This window comes from Pseudomonas sp. NPDC087626, from assembly GCF_044743405.1.
Lineage (GTDB): Bacteria > Pseudomonadota > Gammaproteobacteria > Pseudomonadales > Pseudomonadaceae > Aquipseudomonas.
Genome location: NZ_JBIUWJ010000010.1, coordinates 42,634 through 60,466, shown reverse-complemented (window position 1 = coordinate 60,466; position 17,833 = coordinate 42,634). Strand labels below are relative to the sequence as shown.

The window sequence follows — 17,833 nt, the reverse complement described above, 5'->3', positions numbered from 1 at the left end:
TTAGCGAGTCTGATGAGCGTTGACGAACTGTCGGCAACGCTCGCTGCGTGGGTGTACAAACACTTGGTCCGGCGTACCGGTTTCCTCGATCAGCCCCTGGTGCAGGAAGGCGACATTGGATGAGACATCGCGGGCGAAGGCCATCTCGTGGGTCACCAGGATCATGGTCCGGCCTTCTTCGGCGAGCGAGCGGATCACCCGCAACACTTCGCCCACCAGTTCTGGGTCGAGTGCCGAGGTCGGTTCATCGAACAGCATGACTTTGGGCCGCATGGCCAGGGCCCGGGCGATGGCCACCCGCTGCTGTTGGCCGCCGGAAAGAAACGCCGGGTACTCGTTGCGCTTGGCCGCCAGCCCCACCCGTTCGAGCAGGGCTTCAGCGCGTTCGGTGGCCTCGGCCCGGCTCTCGCGCAGGACCTGGGTCGGCGCCTCGATCAGGTTCTCCAGCACCGTGCGATGGGGCCAGAGATTGAAGTTCTGGAACACCATGCCCAGGCTCGAGCGAATCCGCACCAGTTGCCTGGCGTCGGACACCAGCGGCGCGCCAGGACGGGAATGGTTGAGGCGGATGCTTTCACCGTCCACCAGGACGCGCCCCTGGTCCGGCACTTCGAGCATATTGATGCAGCGCAGCAAGGTGCTTTTGCCTGAGCCACTGGCGCCGATCAGCGAGACCACTTCGCCTTCGCGGGCCGTCAGCGAGACGCCCTTGAGCACCTCGATGTTGCCGAAGCGTTTATGCAGGCGATCGACTTCGATCATTGTCCGGGCGGCCTGAGGCATCTCCCCGACGTCAGCATCCGGGCCTGGGATTCGCTCTACCAAGGGTGAAAACCGCATGCCAGTGCCTCATTCGAAGTGAAGAAAGCCAAGCCCGCAACCAGCCGGGAACAGAAGGTGCGCTCAACATAGTTCAAGCTGAACAGTCGTTCAACAGAAAACTCAGCGCGGTTCGCGTTCGATGCCAACAGGTCGTTTTCACGACAGTCCGGGCGCTTTCCCGATGCCCACAGCCGATTCGGCTGTGGGCCCGGAGTATTCGACCGCAACCGCTGCGCCATGGCCACGGATTGGCCGAGATAGACCGGCGCTTACCCCGACAATGGCGCTATGGCCAACCCCTGCATCTCCCCCTCAAACGCTAATAAAAAGGTACGCCCATGACCCGTTACGTTGACGTCAATGACCTGAGCCGCCTCGTCCAGGCCAAAGGCCTGACCTGCTGCCTGACTGAAATGGCCGAGTACATTCGCCAGGACTACCTGCGCTGGGAAGACTTCGAGAAATGTGCCCGCCTGGCCAACCACTCGCCGGAGGGCGTGATCGAGTTGATGCCGGTGTCGGATGCCGCGCTGTACGCCTTCAAGTACGTCAACGGTCACCCGAAAAACACCCATAACGGCATGCTGACGGTCATGGCCTTTGGCGCGTTGGGGGATGTCGATACAGGCAAGCCGGTCCTGCTCAGCGAGATGACCCTGACCACCGCCATTCGCACCGCCGCCACCTCCGCCCTGGCCGCACGCTACCTGGCCCGGCCAGACAGTCGGCGCATGGCGCTGATCGGCAACGGCTCGCAAAGTGAATTCCAGGCCCTGGCATTCCACACCCTGCTGGGCATCGAAGAACTTAGCCTGTACGACATCGACCCGGCCGCCAGCGCCAAACTGCAGGCCAACCTGAGTGCCTACCCGGCCCTGAAGATCACGATTGCCGCCAGCGTTGCCGATGCCGTGCGCGGAGCCGATATCGTCACCACCGTGACCGCCGACAAGGCCTACGCGACCATCCTCACCCCACAAATGATCGAACCCGGCATGCACCTCAATGCCGTGGGTGGTGACTGCCCTGGCAAGACCGAGTTGCACCGCGACATCGTCGAGCGGGCCCGGGTGATCGTCGAGTACGAACCGCAAAGCCGCATCGAGGGCGAGATCCAGCAGATGCCCGCGGATTCGCCGGTGATCGAATTCTGGAAAGTGGTCAACGGCCAGGAACAGGCTCGACGAAGCGCCGACGAAGTCACCCTGTTCGACTCCGTGGGCTTCGCCCTCGAGGACTACTCGGCCCTGCGCTACGTTCTGGACGTGGCCAAGGCCCTGGACATCGGCAGCGAAATTGAACTGGTGCCGACGCTACAGGACCCGAAAAACCTGTTCGCCTTGCTGCAGCCGCCCGCGGCCACCGCCCACTTGCGCCGCGCCTGAGCAACCGCCCTCGGCTCAGGGATCGACCTGGCCCATCAGTTCGGCCATCGTCTCCGGGCGTTTGGCGTAGCGCTGGGCCAGCACCGCACAGACCATCAGTTGAATCTGGTGGAACAGCATCAGTGGCAGGATCAACAAGCCGATAGTGCTGCCGGCAAACAGCACCTGGGCCATCGGCACGCCGGTGGCCAGGCTTTTCTTCGAACCGCAGAACAAAATAGTGATGCGGTCTTCCTGGTTGAAACCAAAGGCCTTGCCCAGCAGCGTCGCCGCGATCAGCACCAGCGCCAGGACGATGCAGCAGGCCAGCACCAGGCCCGCCAGTTCCCACAGCGGAATCTGCTGCCACAGCCCTTCGTTCACCGCCTCGCTGAAGGCGCCGTAGACCACCAGCAGAATCGAGCCCTGGTCGACGAATTTCAGCCAATGCTTGTTGCGCCCTACCCAGGCGCCGACCCAGCGGCGTGCGATCTGCCCGGCCACAAACGGCAGCAGCAACTGCAGGCTGATCTTGAGGATGGCATCGACGGTCGAGCCGCCGTCGCCGTGCACATTCAGGAGCAAGGCCACCAGCAAGGGCGTGAGGAAGATCCCGAACAGGCTGGACGCCGCCGCACTGCAGATGGCCGCCGGAATGTTGCCGCGCGCCAGGGAGGTAAAGGCAATCGCCGACTGCACCGTGGCCGGCAACGCACAGAGGTAGAGCATGCCCATGTACAACTCATTACCGACCATCGGTGAGAGCAGCGGCTTGAGCGCCAGGCCCACCAGCGGGAACAGCACAAAGGTCAGGCCGAACACCAGCAGGTGCAGGCGCCAGTGGCCGGCACCGGCGATGATCGACTCACGAGACAGTTTGGCCCCATGCAGGAAAAACAGCAGGGCAATCGCGCCGTTGGTCAGCCAGCCAAAGCCGACCGCGGCCTGGCCGCTGACGGGCAGCAGGCTGGCCAGGAGCACCACGCCGATCAGGGTCAGGGTGAAGTTGTCGGGCAGGAAACGAGGACGGGTCATCGGTATCATCCGGGGGTTGCCAAGTACGTAGCGGCGACTCTAACGTGACTGCCGATTACCGACTAACGCCAAAGAGCCAGCAGATGCCGCCTAAAGGACATGACCAGAGCTACCGGCGCAGTGTGCCCGGGCTGCCCAGCCTGCCACGACCGGTCTACGGGCGCACCGAGTCGCTGCCCAATCGCGCCCTGACCCGCCGCCACAGCCATCCCTGGGTGCAATTGTCCTACGCCATTCAAGGGGTGCTCGAGGTGCAGACCAGCGCCGGGCGCTTCGTCGCGCCGCCGCAACGGGCCGTGTGGATCCCCGCCGGCGTGCCGCACCGGGTGTTCAGCTCGCCGCGCACGGAAATGCGCAGCCTGTACCTCGATTGCAACGTCACCGCCTGGGCGCAGCCGCGATGCCATGTGCTCGGGGTCAGCGACCTGTTGCGCGAATTGATCCGCCGCTTCAGCCAGATGCCGGTGGAATACCAGGAGGACGGCGCCCAGGGACGACTGGTCCAGGTCCTGCTCGACCAATTGGCCGAGGCGCCGCAGATCGACTTGATGCTGCCCCTGCCACAGGACAGCCGCCTGCAGAAAATCTACCAGAGCCTGCAACTGCACCCGGAGCAGGCCACCACCCTGGGCCACTGGAGCGAAAAATTCGCGGTCACCGAAAAGACCCTCAGCCGCCTGTTCCTGCGCGATACCGGCCTGACCTTCCGCGCCTGGCGCCAGCGCTTGCGTCTGCTCGGTGCGCTGACCCCGCTGGAGCAGGGCGAGCGTGTCACCGACGTGGCGCTGGCCTGCGGCTACGACTCGACCTCGGCCTTCATCGCCGCCTTCCGCCAGCAATTCGGCGCCACACCCGGAGAGTTCTTTCCCTGAGCGCACGACTCCCTTGCTGCGACCAATTGTCCCGAAGCCGGCACCCATCGCCGCGATTTTGATAGGATGCTGCCCTTTCACGGTGACCCCCCTGCCAGGTCAACTCGACTGCCAGGTGGCCAAAGGGCGTTGACGCATGAGTGTTTTGATGAATCGCCGCAAGGTGATTGCAGGTATGGGGCTGTTGGGCCTGGGGCTGCTGACCGGCTGCGACACTCGCGGCGAGCTGTCATACAAATACGGCAAGGACCTGAGTGACAAGATCCTCGGGCGCACCTTCAAGTTGAAAGACACCAATGGCGATGTGCAAACCCTGTCGAGCTTTCGCGGGATGATGCCGATGGTGTTCTTCGGGTTTACCCAATGCCCGGCGATCTGCCCCACCACGCTTGCGCGTGCGGCGAAAATCAAGAAGCTGATGGGCAAGGATGGCGACCGCCTGCAGGTGATCCTCATCACCCTGGACCCGGAACGGGACACCCCGCAAGTACTCGACGCCTACGTCAAGGCTTTCGACCCATCGTTTGTCGCGTTGTACGGCAGCCTCGAAGAAACCGCGGCCACGGCCAAGGAGTTCGACGTGTTCTTCGAGAAGGTCCCCAGCGGCTCGACCTACACCCTGTCCCACACCGCGACCAGTTATGTTTATGACTCCAGGGGCACCCTGCGCCTTGGGTTGTCCCAGTCACTTTCGGCACAAGAGTGTACGGAAGACCTGCTCACCGTCATGGAGGTCTGCTAATGACCGCATCGTTCAGCAAAAGCCGTATCAAACAGTTGCTCCTGGGTGTTTCCCTGCTGGGCCTGGCCTTGCAGGCCTCGGCCCAGACCCAGGTCGATGACGCCTGGGTTCGCGCCACCGTCGCCGGGCAGCAAGCCACCGGGGCGTTCATGACCCTGACCGCCAGCACCGACAGCAAGCTGCTGGGCGTGCAATCGCCAGCGGCGAAAATCGTCCAGGTGCATCAGTCGACCATGAAGAACGACGTGATGAGCATGCAACCGGTGGAGTCCGTCGCCCTGCCTGCCGGCAAGGCGGTGTCGTTCGACCCCCACGGCTACCACGTGATGCTGATCGACCTGGTGGCCCAGGTGAAGGAAGGCGACAGCGTGCCGCTGACCTTGATCGTCGAAAACGCCAAGGGCGAAAAAGAGTCGATCGAGGTCGACGCCCCGGTACGGGCGCTGAACATGGCCGACCACAAGATGTAAACCAGGGTCGCGGCGTACCGGTTGGCGATTGCAGTGTTGATCCTCTCGAAGGTAGTATTGAGAACGATTCACACTAACATCTGGAAAGCCGACCGGTGCAACCCCCTTCGACCCGCAAGCTGGGCTTCTTCTTCAGCGACCATCACCGCTGGCTGTTGCAGCATATCCAGCGTCGCCTGCGCAATCACGCGGACGCCGAGGACACTGCCGCCGATACCTTCTGCCAGATGCTGGTGGCCCGGGTCGATCCCGACAGCATCGAACAACCGCGCGCCTTCCTGGCGACCATCGCCCGCCGCCTGATCTTTGACCGCCATCGTCGGCGCAAGCTGGAGCTGGCGTACCTGGAACGCTTGTCGGCACTTCCCGAATTGCTCGCGCCCTCCCCCGAAGAACAATTGCAGCTGATTGAAGCCCTGGTGGCGATTGACCGGGCCCTCGACGGCTTGCCCCTGGTCGTCAAGGCCACCTTCCTCTACAGCCAACTGGACGGCCTGACGTACGTCGAGATCGCCCGTCGGCTGGACTTGTCCGAGCGCACCGTCAGCCGCTACATGAAACAGGCCCTGCGCCAGTGCTGCCTGAGCGAGATGAGCTCATGAGTGCGCCGCGCCTGGACCCTCTCAGCGAGCAGGCCATCGACTGGATGGTCAAGTTGCGCGCCGGCCAGCCCGACGCCGGACTGCAAGAACGCTTCAATGCCTGGCTGGCCATGGACCCTGCCCACGCACAGGCCTGGGCCACTTTGCAGGAACGCCTCGGCGGCTCGTTCAATACCCTGCGCGCCCTTGATCGACGGGTTCCCGGCCAGGCCGCGCAAGCTCGACAGCTGCTCCTGCAACCCCAGGGTTCGCGCCGCGATGCACTGCAGTTGATCGCCGGCCTCGGCCTGCTCGGTGGCGGTCTGTGGCTGGGGGCGCGCAGTCCACTGGGCGACAACCTGTTCGCCGACCTGCACACCGGGCGTGGGCAGCGCCGGGACTTCAACCTGGCCGATGGCAGCCGCCTGAGCCTGAACGCCGAGAGCGCGGTCGACCTGCAGTTCGATGGGCAGCAACGACTGGTGATCCTGCGCCACGGCGAACTACTGATCCAGGTGGCCGCCGATCCCCGGCGTCCGTTGCGCGTACGCACCGCCCAAGGCGAAGTGTGCGCGCTGGGCACGCGTTTCCTGGTGGCCCAGGAGCGTGATGCCAGCCGGGTCCTGGTGCTTGAGCACGCGGTCCAGGCGAGCCTGTTCGATGGCAGCCAGGCGGTCCTGCAGGAAGGCCAGTCGGCTCTGCTCTACCGGCAACGGATAGTCCGTCTCGCCGGTGATCAACGCCATCGCGCCGACTGGCTGGACGGGCGCCTGAACGTGCTCGACGAACCTCTGGAACAGGTGGTGAATGCCCTGCGCCCCTACAGCCGTGGTTTTGTCCGGGTGGCCCCCGCGATTCGCGATCTGCGGGTGCAAGGGGTATTCCCCCTCAACGACCCGGACAAAACCCTGGCCGCCCTGACGGAAACCCTACCGATCCGGGTCCAGCGCTACAGCCCCTGGCTGACCCTGATTCAAGCGAAATGACAGCCGCCAGGATTATTTTTTGAAAATCGATCTTATTTGTGTCTGGTTTTCATTTCTCATCCCACCTATCTCCTGACACTTCCACACGATCAGGAGAACGCTGTGTTTAACCCGTGGCCCAATGCCCTTTCCTTCGCCGTTGCCCTGGCAACCCTGGCCAGCCCTGTCCTGGTGCAGGCGCAGAGCCTGTCCTTCAACCTCCCGGCCGGTCCGCTGGCCCGCACGCTGAATGCCATTGCCAGCCAGAGCGGGCAGATCATTTCCCTGGACCCTGGCCTGGTACGGGACAAGCTGGCTCCCGCCGTGATCGGCCAGATGCCCACCGAACAGGCCCTGCACACGGCCCTGGCCGGCAGCGGCCTGCAACTGCGCGTGACCGGGCAAGGCAACTACAGCGTCGAGCCGACCACGGACAACCAGGACGCCCTGCAACTGGGGCTCACCAGCATTGTTGAACAAAGCACCGACGCCACCACCGAGGATTCGGGCTCCTACGCCGCCCGCGCGGTAACCATCGGCAAGGGTAGCCACAGCCTCAAGGAAATCCCCCAGTCGGTCAGCGTGCTGACCCGCAAGCAAATGGATGACCAGGGCCTCACCGACCTCAAGGATGCGGCCAACCAGACCACCGGCCTGGTGGGCGTCCAGGGCGTCGGCAAAGGTATGATCCTGACCTCCCGCGGGTTCCAGATCGATGACTGGCAATACGACGGTGTGCCAATCCCGCGCAATACCTACGCGCTCGGCAACTGGGCGACCCAGGACCTGATCTTCTTCGACCGCATGGAAGTGCTGCGCGGTGCGTCCGGCCTGCTCCAAGGCGCGGGCAGCCCGGGCGGTGCGATCAACCTGGTACGCAAGCGTGGCCAGAACGCGCCGACCGTGGCCCTCACGGCCAAGGCCGGGACCTGGGATCACTACGGGCTGCAACTGGACGCCGGTGGTCCGCTGAACAGCAGCGCCACCGTGCGCGGCCGGGTGGTGGCGGACGAGGACCAGAGCCAGTCGTTCATCGACTATGAATGGAGCAAGACCCATTCGTTGTACGCGGCACTGGACTTCGACCTGCAGGACGACACCACCCTGGGCCTGGCCGTGAGCAATTCCGACGCCTCCGCCCGGCCCATGCTGCGGGGCCTGCCGCGCTACGCCAACGGCGATCCGGTGGACGTTCCGCGCTCGACCTACACCGGCTCCGGGTGGAACCGCTCGCACATCGATGTCACCACGGTCTACGCCGACCTTGAGCACCGATTCAACGACGACTGGAGCGCCAAGGTCGGCGCGGTACGCATGAGCGAAAACAACGACTCGACCCAACAGCGGGTGCAAAGCAGCGGGGATGGCCTCAACCTTGATGGCAGCGGTGTGCAATATGCCGACTGGGTCACCGACTTCGACTCCACCAAGGTCGGCCTGGACGCCAACCTGGTCGGCCGCTTCGAAGCCCTGTCGATGGCCCAGGAAATCATCGTCGGCGGCAACTACTCCAAGTTCACCTCCGATGACCGCATCGCCCGGACCTTCAACGACAGCAACGACAGTATTTTTGCGATCAACCACCAGCGCCCCGCCATCAGCTACGAAAGCCTGCTCAACACCCCGGGAGGGCGTGGAACCAGCAGCAGCTACGACATTCGACAAAAAGGCCTGTACGGCACTTGGCGGGTCAAGCCGATCGAGCCCCTGACCCTGATCCTTGGCAGCCGGGTCAGTTGGTATGACTACCGCTACAGTGCCTCCAACGAGGCGGCCATCAGCCACGTCGTTACGGTCAATGAGCCCAGTAGCATGAGTGAAACCGGCGAAGTCACGCCCTTCCTCGGCGCCATCTACGCGCTCAACCCGCAATGGTCGGTCTATACCAGCTACACCGACGTGTTCCAGCCGCAAAGCGAGCGCGACGCCAGCGGCTCGGTGCTCAAGCCGGTGATCGGCAGCAACTACGAAATCGGCCTCAAGGGGGAGTTGCTGGACGGACGGGTCAACACCTCGCTGGCGCTGTTCCGCTATGACCAGGAAAATCGCGCGGTAAATGACGTCGCGGCGGGCTATGCCTGCGATGGCTGGTACTGTTCGACGGCCTCGGGCAAGGTCCGCAGCCAGGGGTTGGACGCCGAGATCAGCGGCGAAGTGCTGGACGGCCTGCAACTGTTTGCCGGCTACACCTACAACACCATCAAGTACCTCGACGACCCGGTCAACGAAGGACGAGTCTTCAGCCAGTGGACGCCCAAGCATATGTTGCGGGTGTGGAGCGACTACCAGTTCAGCGGCGACTGGCGCCAGGTCAGCACCGGCCTGGGCTTCACCAGCCAAAGCCACACCCTGGGTTACGAGCGCACCTATGACGTCCCGGGCTACACCCTCTGGAACGCGCGCCTGGGCTATCAACTGAGCCCGGAAATCGGCCTGGCGCTCAATGCCAACAACCTGTTCGACAAACACTACTACGCGGCGGGCTACAACCAGCTCGATGGCAACAACAACTTCGGCGACCCGCGCAACCTGATGTTCAGCGTCAAATACACGCCGACGTTCTGAACCCACAACCTGCGCCTCAGCGCCGGACATCAGAGGATGCCCGGCCTGCGTAAATAGTGGAAGGACAGAGTCTTCAATCGAGCATCATGGAATGCTCCCGACGTGACCTTTGACGGTCACAGCAGGCCATTTCTCATTGCATACTCATACAACTCTTTATCGTTGCTGATTCCCAACTTCTGTTGTGCCGATATTTTCTGATGACTGATCGTCTTGACGCTGCGACTCAATATCACTGCGATCTCCGAAACGGTATGCCCGGCGACAAATAACCTGAGCACTTCGGATTCTTTTTTCGACAACGCCTTTTGATCATATTCCCCCCTGGAATTCATATGATCCAGGCGGAACTCGTGGAGCAACTTTTTGACTTCCGTGCCAATGTACCTCTCCCCGGACGCGACGCGTCGTATGGCATCCACCACATCGTCCTGGCGCCCACTCTTCAATAGAATGCCGTCGGTGCCTGCCGCGAGAATATTCTCCAGGATCGAGGGGTTGGTCATCATGGTCAGGATGATCAACTTGACGTCTGGATAACGCCGCTTGACGAAGGAGACCAACGTCAGTCCATCACCATGGGCCCCGCCGGGCATGTAAAAGTCGCTGATCAGAATGTCCGGCTGCACTTTATCCATCAGCTCGACCAATTCGGTCGAGTCGCCAGCCTCGCCACACACCTCGATGCCCGGTTCGTGCTCAAGGGACATCCGTACACCCAGCAAGACAATCGGATGGTCGTCAGCCAGAATCACTTTCAGGTTCATGAAGATGCCTCAAGAATTGGACTCAAATACTGCGCCAGCTGCTGCACATGTTCATCCAGGCGATTGAGTCGACCCAGTTGGGCCTGGTTCTCAATTTCCGAGCACAGGTGCGCGGCGTCCAACTCGCCAATAGTCACCAACGCCCCCTTCAAGCGATGGGCATGTTGAGTGACAACGGTTGTGTCTCCTTCTGCCAGCGCTGCCAGCATGGCTGACCAATCTTTCTGCGTGGTTGAAATAAACAGGTCGCGCATAGCGGGCTTAATTCCATTCAACGTCAATACGATATTCGATTCAGGTGGAATGTCCACGGCCGCTTCGACCAGCACTCCCACGGCAACCAGTGCAGCCCGCAAGCTGGCCAGGGAAACCGGCTTGGCAAGGTGGGCATCCATTCCAGCGTCTCGACAACGCTCACCCTCTTGCGCATGAGCATTGGCGGTCACCCCCACGATAGGGGTAGTGAGCCCTGCTTCGCGCAATTGCCGGACCAACTGATAACCGTCCAGGTTAGGCATATTGACGTCGGTCAGCAGCACGTCGAAGGTCAGTCCGCGCTGCCAGAGTTGCAGCGCCTCCCTGCCGTCGGATGCCAGGGTGACCCGACAGCCTAGCTGCTCCAGTTGCTCGGTCAGTACTATTTGATTGATTGGGTGGTCTTCTACCGCAAAGACATGCAACTGTTTTTGCCCACCAGGCAGATGATCGATGGGCTGGACGCTGGCCGCACTCTCGCTGGGGGATTCACCGCTGGCAAGCAGCAAGGCCTTTAACAACCCTTGCTGGCAGATGCTGCTGACATGCCAACCGTCGTCCTGCCATTGCGGGGTTGGCAAGCCATCGCGATCAAGCCAGATTACACCTGCGTAACGTTCGTGCGGCTTGACCTCGCAGGATTGAGGCCAGCCCACCACCAGGTATTCATCGTCTCGGACCGGTGTCGGGTTTGCCGCGATCAACTGCACATGCCCTCCGGCATGCTCAATCAACGCGAGAATGCTTTCGCGCTGATCATTCGCCTCCGCCAGGACGTGATAGCTCGCTACTTCACTCAAGCGTATCGAGGGTGCGGGACCGGCGATAGGCAGTGTCAGCAACACGGAAAAACTACTGCCCAGGCCGACCTCGCTGACCAGCTCGATTTCGCCCCCCATCAACCGGACCAGTTGCCGGCAGATCGACAGCCCCAGCCCGGTTCCACCGAACCGTCGCGCCGTGGTGTTTTCAGCCTGGATAAAGGGTTCGAACAGGTGCTCCTGGGAGTCCCTGGCAATGCCAATGCCTGAGTCGGTCACCTGCAAGCGCATTGCCAATTGCCCCTCTTGTGCAGGAGCCGGGGTCAACCGCACGACAATTTTTCCACTGTCGGTGAACTTCACCGCGTTGCTCAGCAGATTGCTCAGCACCTGTTGCAAGCGATTGCTATCACCTATTACCAAGGGCACATCAGGTGGCAAGCAGCAGTAGAGCTGCACGTGCTTTTTCTCCGCCAGGCTGCTGAAGCTCCTGACAATCCCTTCGATCAACTCCACCAGATTAAACGCAGCGGGGACCAGCGCCAGTTGGTTGGCTTCGATCTTCGAGTAATCGAGGATGTCATTGATGATCTGCAACAGGTTACTGGAGGACAGCTCAATATTTTTCAGATGATCGCGCTGTTGAGGCGCAAGCGCGGTCTTGCCCAGCAACTCCAGCGACCCCAACACCCCATACAAGGGCGTACGAATCTCATGACTCATCATTGCCAGGAAAATCGATTTGGCCTGGTTTGCCTCGTCGGCAGCGGCTTTGGCCCCTGACAGCATCAGCTCGGCGTTCTTACGCTCACTGTCGTCGACAAAAGAGCAGAACACTGCCGGTTGGTCGTGATAATTGACCTCCACCAGCGCCGCAAGAACATGCACTAACTTGCCACTAGCCTGCTCATGCGCATCCACTTCGACTTTGCAGGTGCCGGAGCTTTCCACACTCGACACCTGCAAAAAGTAGTCTTGCAGTTTGCGCTCTGGCTCGACGCTATTAATCGCCAAGGTCAACAATGCACGGGACTGTTCATTCTGGATTAACACCTGCCCGTCCGCGCGCCGGATCAAACACAAGCCAACGGGTGAAAAATCCATCAACACCTGAATCAACTCACGGCTTTCGGACATCTTCATCACATTTTTCTGCGCAGGGAACAGCAAATATTTCTTAAACCCCAACGCGCCCAAAAAGATAAAAAACCAGCCGATGAAAAGCCCTAGAACAGACATGACAACCGGAACAATGTTGTCAAAAAAAACCACGCTCAAGGGGATGCTGTAGACCACCCGCCAACTCGACATGGGGGCCACGACATAAATCTGCAGCCACTTGCCGTCAATCACGTAATCCAGATTGGTGATCCCGCTCATCGACAGGGCCTTGGCCTTTATCCTGTCCAGGTTCCCCAACTCTGGGTCAGCCACCACTAACTGTCTGTCGGGATTAAATAGGGCCAGGCTCATGCTGTATTTCTGCAACCATTGCCGATCAACCAGTTCCGCGACGGGTACCTCGCCCACCAGAAAAGACTGCAGCTTGCCGTCCTGGCTATAGATCGGTGTGTAGCAGCCAATCACCGATGTTTCAGACAAGGCGCTCGAGTACGGCGCTGTCCATACCGCCTCCCGCGCTTTGTCGGTTGCACGGTTGTAGCTGCTCCAAATCGGGGCTCGAACCCTGGAAATATAGTTAGCCAGGGCGTCAGGATCTCGACTGACTTCATCCTTCCAGTCTCTCATTGCACTCGGCACGCTAAACAGCAGATCTTCATCTGCAGCCACCAGAAAACGATGCCGACGCTTGTAAGCGTCATGCCAGGCCGTACCCTCGATATAGGACACGTATTTGGCCTGGGTAATGAAGTTTGCTTCACCCTCCTCCGTAGCGGCCGGTCTACCCCGAAGAAACAGGCCATGCCCGAACCCGGCCACACCATCAATCTCGGTCGCCGACTGAGGGAGCAGGCGAATCATGTCAGCGGCTACACCGCCGTGGTTCACCGTGCCGGCACTGATTGCCGAATGGATTATTTTCGAGGTGCCTCGGACGAACAAGGACTCCAACTCCGTACGCAAGAACAGCGCCCGGGTATGCTCACGACTCCAACTGTCATAACGACTGATGGCGGTGACAAAAACACTATAAAGATGAAAGCAGAAAAATACAGATAACAGCAAAACGCCTAGGACGGTCGCACAATCAAGCAATCGCTTCGACAACTGAAATTGCCTTTTTTCCACTGGGCTACCTATCCTTAGTACGCCTGAGAACACCCCGGCTGTTGACTATGTATAGCAACTTTCGGACCTTCAAGGCGGTCCTTGTTCAGCAATACCCCTTCAAGAACCTGCCTCAACCCCTGCAACGAAACAGGTTTTCCCAGATGCGCGTCCATGCCTGCGAGCCGGCATCGCTCCTCATCTTCAGCCAGCGCATTGGCGGTTATCCCGATAATCGGCACGGTGATCCCCTGTTGCCGTAGCTGCCGGACCAACTCATAGCCATCCATCCGCGGCATGTTCACGTCAGTCAACATCACGTCGTAAGTCTCACCACGAAGCCAACGTTGCAGAGCTTCAGCGCCATCACTGGCCATGGTCACAATGCAACCCAACTGCTCTAGTTGCTCGGCCAGCAGCAGTTGATTGACTGGGTGATCTTCAACGGCAAGAACCCGCAAATTATTGAACCCCGGTATGGGCACATGCACCTGATTCAAAGCCACCGCAGGGGCACCACACAACATGTGCAGGGCCTGCAGAAGCCCTTGCTGGCTCACATAGCTGACGTGCCAGCCATTTTCTCGCCACTGGGGTGTCGGCAACCCTTCAAGATCCAGCCAGACAACCCCGGCAAATCCATCAACCTCAGTGTCGGCAAGACCGCAGGTCCCCACTACCAGGAGTGTGCCTTTCGCTGGGTGCAACGACGGTGACCAGGCTTCAACCTGCGCTCCCGCGTGGCTGATCAACGCGTTCAACGCATCGTACTGATCACAGGTATCCACCAGGATCTGAACCTTGGGCCGGCCGTTGAGACAGATCGACAACGCTGGCTGGGCAATGGGCAACTCCAGGGACAAGGTGAAGCTGCTCCCCAGGCCCAACTCACTGACCAGGTCGATTTGCCCGCCCATCAACTGCGCCAGCTTACTGCAGACCGACAGGCCCAGGCCGGTGCCGCCAAACCGGCGGGAAATGGAGGTGTCTGCCTGTATAAAAGGCTCGAACAACATGTCTTGTTGGGCCTTGGCGATTCCGATACCCGAGTCCGCGACCTGCAGCTTGATCGCGTAATGACCGGGACGGCTCTCATGCCCATAGAGGCGAACGACAATCTTCCCGCAGTCCGTGAACTTCACGGCATTGCTGAGCAGGTTGCTGAGGACCTGCTGCAACCTATTGCGATCCCCCACCAGCAGTGGCAGGTCGGGTGGCAAGTAGCACTGCAGCTGTACGCGTTTCTTCAAGGCCAAGGGGACAAAACCTCGAACTACCGCCTCGACAAACTCGACCGCGTTGAAGGGGGCGCACTCCAGCACCATCTGATTGGCTTCGACCTTCGAGAAATCCAGGATGTCGTTGATGATCTGCAACAGGTTGCCGGAAGAAAACCCGATAACGTCTAGGTAATCGCGTTGCTGCGATTGCAGTTCGGTGCGCCCGAGCAATTCCAGGGTGCCAAGCACGCCATACAGCGGGGTGCGAATCTCGTGACTCATCATCGCCAGGAAGGTTGATTTGGCTGCATTGGCGACATCAGACGCTTGCTTGGCCGCCGCCAACATCAACTCGGTATTGCGTCGAGCACTGTCGTCAACGAACGAACAGAACAGCACCGGTTGCTCGTGATAGTGCAAGGCAGCCAAGGAAAACTGGATGTGCCGAGGGCTTTGATCGGTCACTGAAAACGCAGTCACTCCCGACCTGAAAGGCTCCAGGGGGTCATTGACCGGGACGCTCAAGAAGTACGCTTGCAGGCTTTGTCGCTGGCCGTCCACCTCGACTTGCAGTTCCAGCAATCTTTTGGCCTTTTCGCTTTGCAGCAGAAGCTCACCGCTCTCCCGGTTCAGCACGCAGATACCGACGGGGGCCAGAGCCAACATCGTCCGGTTGAATGCCTCGCGCTCCAGCAACTGGGTCGCCTGCTCCTGCGCCGGTAGGAACACGGCTTTTTTGACATATTTGAGCAACAGAACAGCAGAAACGAGGGCGACGACAAATAATAATGCCCCCCAGACAAAGCTGTACTTCACTTGGGCAACGACATCCAGGTAGTCCGCGTAGTAGACGATCCAGCGCTGCCCCCTACCTAACTCTTTTTTCAGGAAGATCTTGAACACCGGGGCGCCAGCAGTGGAAAAGCCGTCGCTAGCGTTTTTAAGCACATTGAGGAAGTTCGCGTCCAGTTGCCCCTTGCCCTCGAGCTTTGACCCGCTCTCCTCCACCGGCAGGCCATTTTCGTCGAGCACCAGGAACTTGATCGACAGATGCGCAGCAGCGTCCAATTCCTGTTTGATGGACTCACGAACCTGACTGTATGGCACTTCCACACCAAGCCACGCCCCCGGAATTGCCCGGGACGAAATTGGCTCGAATATATAAGACTTTCTATTACTGCCACTGCCCAACCTGAATATTCTAATTGCGCCGACATTACTCTCTGGCTCGAAGCTGTGCAGCTTCGCAGCAATCAAACTCAAATGATCGGGCGTGTCTGCCTGCGCTTTAAAGATATAGCGAACTTGGGCGCTAAGCCGATTGACATAGATCAAGTTAATACCGGACTGCCGAAGCTCCTCCTGGCGTTGTCCGGAAAGATAAAGCACCCCCTCGCCTCTCCCAGCAACGGTTCCCGTACCAAGATAGAAGGTTTTTTTATCCAGGGTATTATTCTGGCTATTGGCCTCTGGAAAAATATCAATGGACTTTATCAAGCCTGACAACAACAGCTCAGAGGACTCGAAAAAGTCCCGACCTTGGGTATAGCCGTTATTGAAAACTTTCCGATAGTCGGATATTTCAGCCGTTACCGAAGCATAGCCATACATGGCGATGCAGCCCATAACACCCATGACAAAGGCACCGGCCAAACAGTTGATCAACCGCAACGCAAACCCAGGGTGGAGGATCGAGTCTATTTGCAGCAGGTTTAAAATACGATTCTTGATCATTCAAAAATGGTATCTATCACCCGCCCGCTAAAACATAGGAAGATTCTTAATCAGCCCCTCACCGACGACCAATGTCATTAGTTACTCGTCAACTTTTCGACCTGCACAAGAGCCCTTCAACTTGCGCCTCGGCCACCGGCTTGCCCAACAGGAAACCCTGCACCGTATGGCAGCCAAGACGCTGCAACAGGGCCAGGTCCAGGGGGTCTTCCACGCCTTCGGCGATGATTTTTATGCCCAGGCGCTGAGCCAGGGAAATACTACTTTCGAGTGCCGCCTGGGCCGACAGGTTTTTATGGGCGCCTTGCACAAAGACACGGTCGAGTTTTATTTCATCGAAGGGCACTGACATCAAGTTCAGCAACGACGAGTACCCAGTGCCATAGTCGTCAATGGATAATTTGAAGCCTTTGAGCTTCAGCCGGGCAGCACCGGCAAGGTAATCACTGAAGCGATCGGTAATCGTGGTCTCGGTCAGTTCCAGCATGAGTGCCGCCGGGTCGCCGCCGCAGCCTCTAACCAACTCCAGCAAGCGCTCGGGCAGCGATTCCTCTACCAGCAGAGAGACCGGGATATTAAAAGAGATGGTCAGATCCGGATCAGTTTTGCGCCAGACTTTTAGCGCTTTCAGCGCACTTTCCAGGAGCATCGAATTAAGGTGATTGACCCAGCTTGATTTAACGATGGTATCGATGAACACCGCGGGCGCAAGCATGCCCCGCACCGGATGATCCCAGCGCGCAAGTACTTCCAGACCCACCACCCGCCCGGTCTGGGTGTCATATTGGGGTTGGTACCAGGGTATGAATTGCTTGCGGATCAACCCCTCCAGGATCGAGGCCGAATTGTCGTTGAGTTGCACACTGGATAACGCCTCGACCTGTGCACCGGCGCACCCCAGGCCAAAGCCCTGGATCACCGAAACAAACTCAGCCAGGACAAAGGGCTTGGATAATGTCCGGAAATTATCAAAACCCAGTGACAACGCCAGGCGCTCAACCAGTTGCATCAGAGAAACAGGCTGGGAAGACAGCACGATCAGGTTGGGTTTGCAGGCCAGATCCCCCAGGCGCTTGATAAATACAATGCCATCCATGGCAGGCATCGCCAGATCACAAATGACCAGGTCATAGGCTTTCGACTGAAGCATCTCCAGGGCCAAGGCCCCATCCGACGTACTGTCGACGTTCACCCCCAGATCGGAACGCAGTTGCTGGGCGACATACTCGCGTTGAAAGTCATGGTCTTCGACCAATAGCACGGTAAATGAATCAGCCGCACGGCCAAGGCTCATTATTATGTGATGGCTCATCTAGCTCCCCCTTGCATTACACCGATATAGATCGTCCATAGGCGGTTTTATTCGTCTAAAAACGGCGAGCCTATACCTGGGGTTTCTCAGTGAAAATGAGACGATTCGCAATATTGATCAATCGATTCCGCACTTACAA

At 59.5% G+C, this 17,833-nt stretch carries 13 protein-coding genes; 7 read left to right on the top strand and 6 right to left on the bottom strand.

Going from position 1 to position 17,833, the window contains the following annotated elements; all coding sequences use genetic code 11:
* A complete protein-coding gene (locus ACIOVD_RS10605; protein WP_143501217.1) occupies positions 1-762 on the bottom strand; it encodes an ATP-binding cassette domain-containing protein in 762 nt (253 codons plus the stop codon).
* Positions 763-1,160: 398 nt separating this feature from the next.
* Between ACIOVD_RS10605 and ACIOVD_RS10600 the strand changes: the two genes are divergently transcribed.
* The gene (locus ACIOVD_RS10600) at positions 1,161-2,207 is read left to right on the top strand and encodes an ornithine cyclodeaminase (RefSeq protein WP_095169079.1); all 1,047 of its coding nucleotides are present in this window, start codon (positions 1,161-1,163) and stop codon (positions 2,205-2,207) included.
* A gap of 15 nt (positions 2,208-2,222) precedes the next feature.
* Here ACIOVD_RS10600 and ACIOVD_RS10595 read toward each other — a convergent pair whose 3' ends face one another.
* Complete coding sequence (locus tag ACIOVD_RS10595) at positions 2,223-3,221, bottom strand: bile acid:sodium symporter family protein (RefSeq protein WP_401127512.1); 999 nt, start codon at positions 3,219-3,221, stop codon at positions 2,223-2,225.
* A gap of 83 nt (positions 3,222-3,304) precedes the next feature.
* On the opposite strand from ACIOVD_RS10595, the gene ACIOVD_RS10590 reads away from it, so the two are divergent.
* The 6 genes from ACIOVD_RS10590 to ACIOVD_RS10565 all read left to right on the top strand — a co-directional run bounded on the left by ACIOVD_RS10590 (position 3,305) and on the right by ACIOVD_RS10565 (position 9,416).
* Entirely contained in the window at positions 3,305-4,093 is a 789-nt protein-coding gene (locus ACIOVD_RS10590; protein WP_401127510.1) for an AraC family transcriptional regulator, read from the top strand.
* 136 nt (positions 4,094-4,229) lie between these two features.
* Positions 4,230-4,835 (top strand): SCO family protein, encoded by a 606-nt coding sequence (locus ACIOVD_RS10585; protein WP_401127508.1) that lies wholly within the window; start codon positions 4,230-4,232, stop codon positions 4,833-4,835.
* Positions 4,835-5,305: a copper chaperone PCu(A)C gene (locus ACIOVD_RS10580; RefSeq protein WP_401127506.1), complete on the top strand. Its 471-nt coding sequence runs from the start codon at positions 4,835-4,837 to the stop codon at positions 5,303-5,305. The genes ACIOVD_RS10585 and ACIOVD_RS10580 overlap by 1 nt, the downstream gene beginning before the upstream one ends.
* A gap of 95 nt (positions 5,306-5,400) precedes the next feature.
* The gene (locus tag ACIOVD_RS10575) at positions 5,401-5,907 is read left to right on the top strand and encodes a sigma-70 family RNA polymerase sigma factor (RefSeq protein WP_095169074.1); all 507 of its coding nucleotides are present in this window, start codon (positions 5,401-5,403) and stop codon (positions 5,905-5,907) included.
* Positions 5,904-6,872, top strand: a complete 969-nt coding sequence (locus ACIOVD_RS10570; protein ID WP_401127504.1) for a FecR family protein — start codon at positions 5,904-5,906, stop codon at positions 6,870-6,872. The genes ACIOVD_RS10575 and ACIOVD_RS10570 overlap by 4 nt, the downstream gene beginning before the upstream one ends.
* A gap of 102 nt (positions 6,873-6,974) precedes the next feature.
* Positions 6,975-9,416 (top strand): TonB-dependent siderophore receptor, encoded by a 2,442-nt coding sequence (locus ACIOVD_RS10565; protein WP_401127502.1) that lies wholly within the window; start codon positions 6,975-6,977, stop codon positions 9,414-9,416.
* 116 nt (positions 9,417-9,532) lie between these two features.
* On the opposite strand, the gene ACIOVD_RS10560 is transcribed toward ACIOVD_RS10565, so the two are convergent.
* The 4 genes from ACIOVD_RS10560 to ACIOVD_RS10545 form a co-directional block, all read right to left on the bottom strand.
* Positions 9,533-10,183 (bottom strand): response regulator, encoded by a 651-nt coding sequence (locus tag ACIOVD_RS10560; protein ID WP_095169071.1) that lies wholly within the window; start codon positions 10,181-10,183, stop codon positions 9,533-9,535.
* Positions 10,180-13,449, bottom strand: a complete 3,270-nt coding sequence (locus ACIOVD_RS10555) for an ATP-binding protein (RefSeq protein WP_401127500.1) — start codon at positions 13,447-13,449, stop codon at positions 10,180-10,182. The genes ACIOVD_RS10560 and ACIOVD_RS10555 overlap by 4 nt, the downstream gene beginning before the upstream one ends.
* A gap of 14 nt (positions 13,450-13,463) precedes the next feature.
* On the bottom strand, positions 13,464-16,382 hold the full coding sequence (locus tag ACIOVD_RS10550; RefSeq protein WP_401127498.1) for an ATP-binding protein: 2,919 nt from the start codon (positions 16,380-16,382) through the stop codon (positions 13,464-13,466).
* Between the two features lie 88 nt (positions 16,383-16,470).
* A complete protein-coding gene (locus ACIOVD_RS10545; RefSeq protein ID WP_401127496.1) occupies positions 16,471-17,694 on the bottom strand; it encodes an EAL domain-containing protein in 1,224 nt (407 codons plus the stop codon).
* Between the last annotated feature and the right edge of the window lie 139 nt (positions 17,695-17,833).

What these genes read in the sequence shown, in the direction of transcription:
- ACIOVD_RS10585 (WP_401127508.1), top strand. Translation starts at nt 4,230, where the DNA reads ATGAGTGTTTTGATGAATCGCCGCAAGGTGATTGCAGGTATGGGGCTG.
- ACIOVD_RS10600 (WP_095169079.1), top strand. Translation starts at nt 1,161, where the DNA reads ATGACCCGTTACGTTGACGTCAATGACCTGAGCCGCCTCGTCCAGGCC.
- ACIOVD_RS10605 (WP_143501217.1), bottom strand. Translation starts at nt 762, where the DNA reads ATGATCGAAGTCGATCGCCTGCATAAACGCTTCGGCAACATCGAGGTG.
- ACIOVD_RS10545 (WP_401127496.1), bottom strand. Translation starts at nt 17,694, where the DNA reads ATGAGCCATCACATAATAATGAGCCTTGGCCGTGCGGCTGATTCATTT.
- ACIOVD_RS10550 (WP_401127498.1), bottom strand. Translation starts at nt 16,382, where the DNA reads ATGATCAAGAATCGTATTTTAAACCTGCTGCAAATAGACTCGATCCTC.
- ACIOVD_RS10590 (WP_401127510.1), top strand. Translation starts at nt 3,305, where the DNA reads ATGCCGCCTAAAGGACATGACCAGAGCTACCGGCGCAGTGTGCCCGGG.
- ACIOVD_RS10580 (WP_401127506.1), top strand. Translation starts at nt 4,835, where the DNA reads ATGACCGCATCGTTCAGCAAAAGCCGTATCAAACAGTTGCTCCTGGGT.
- ACIOVD_RS10595 (WP_401127512.1), bottom strand. Translation starts at nt 3,221, where the DNA reads ATGACCCGTCCTCGTTTCCTGCCCGACAACTTCACCCTGACCCTGATC.
- ACIOVD_RS10570 (WP_401127504.1), top strand. Translation starts at nt 5,904, where the DNA reads ATGAGTGCGCCGCGCCTGGACCCTCTCAGCGAGCAGGCCATCGACTGG.
- ACIOVD_RS10560 (WP_095169071.1), bottom strand. Translation starts at nt 10,183, where the DNA reads ATGAACCTGAAAGTGATTCTGGCTGACGACCATCCGATTGTCTTGCTG.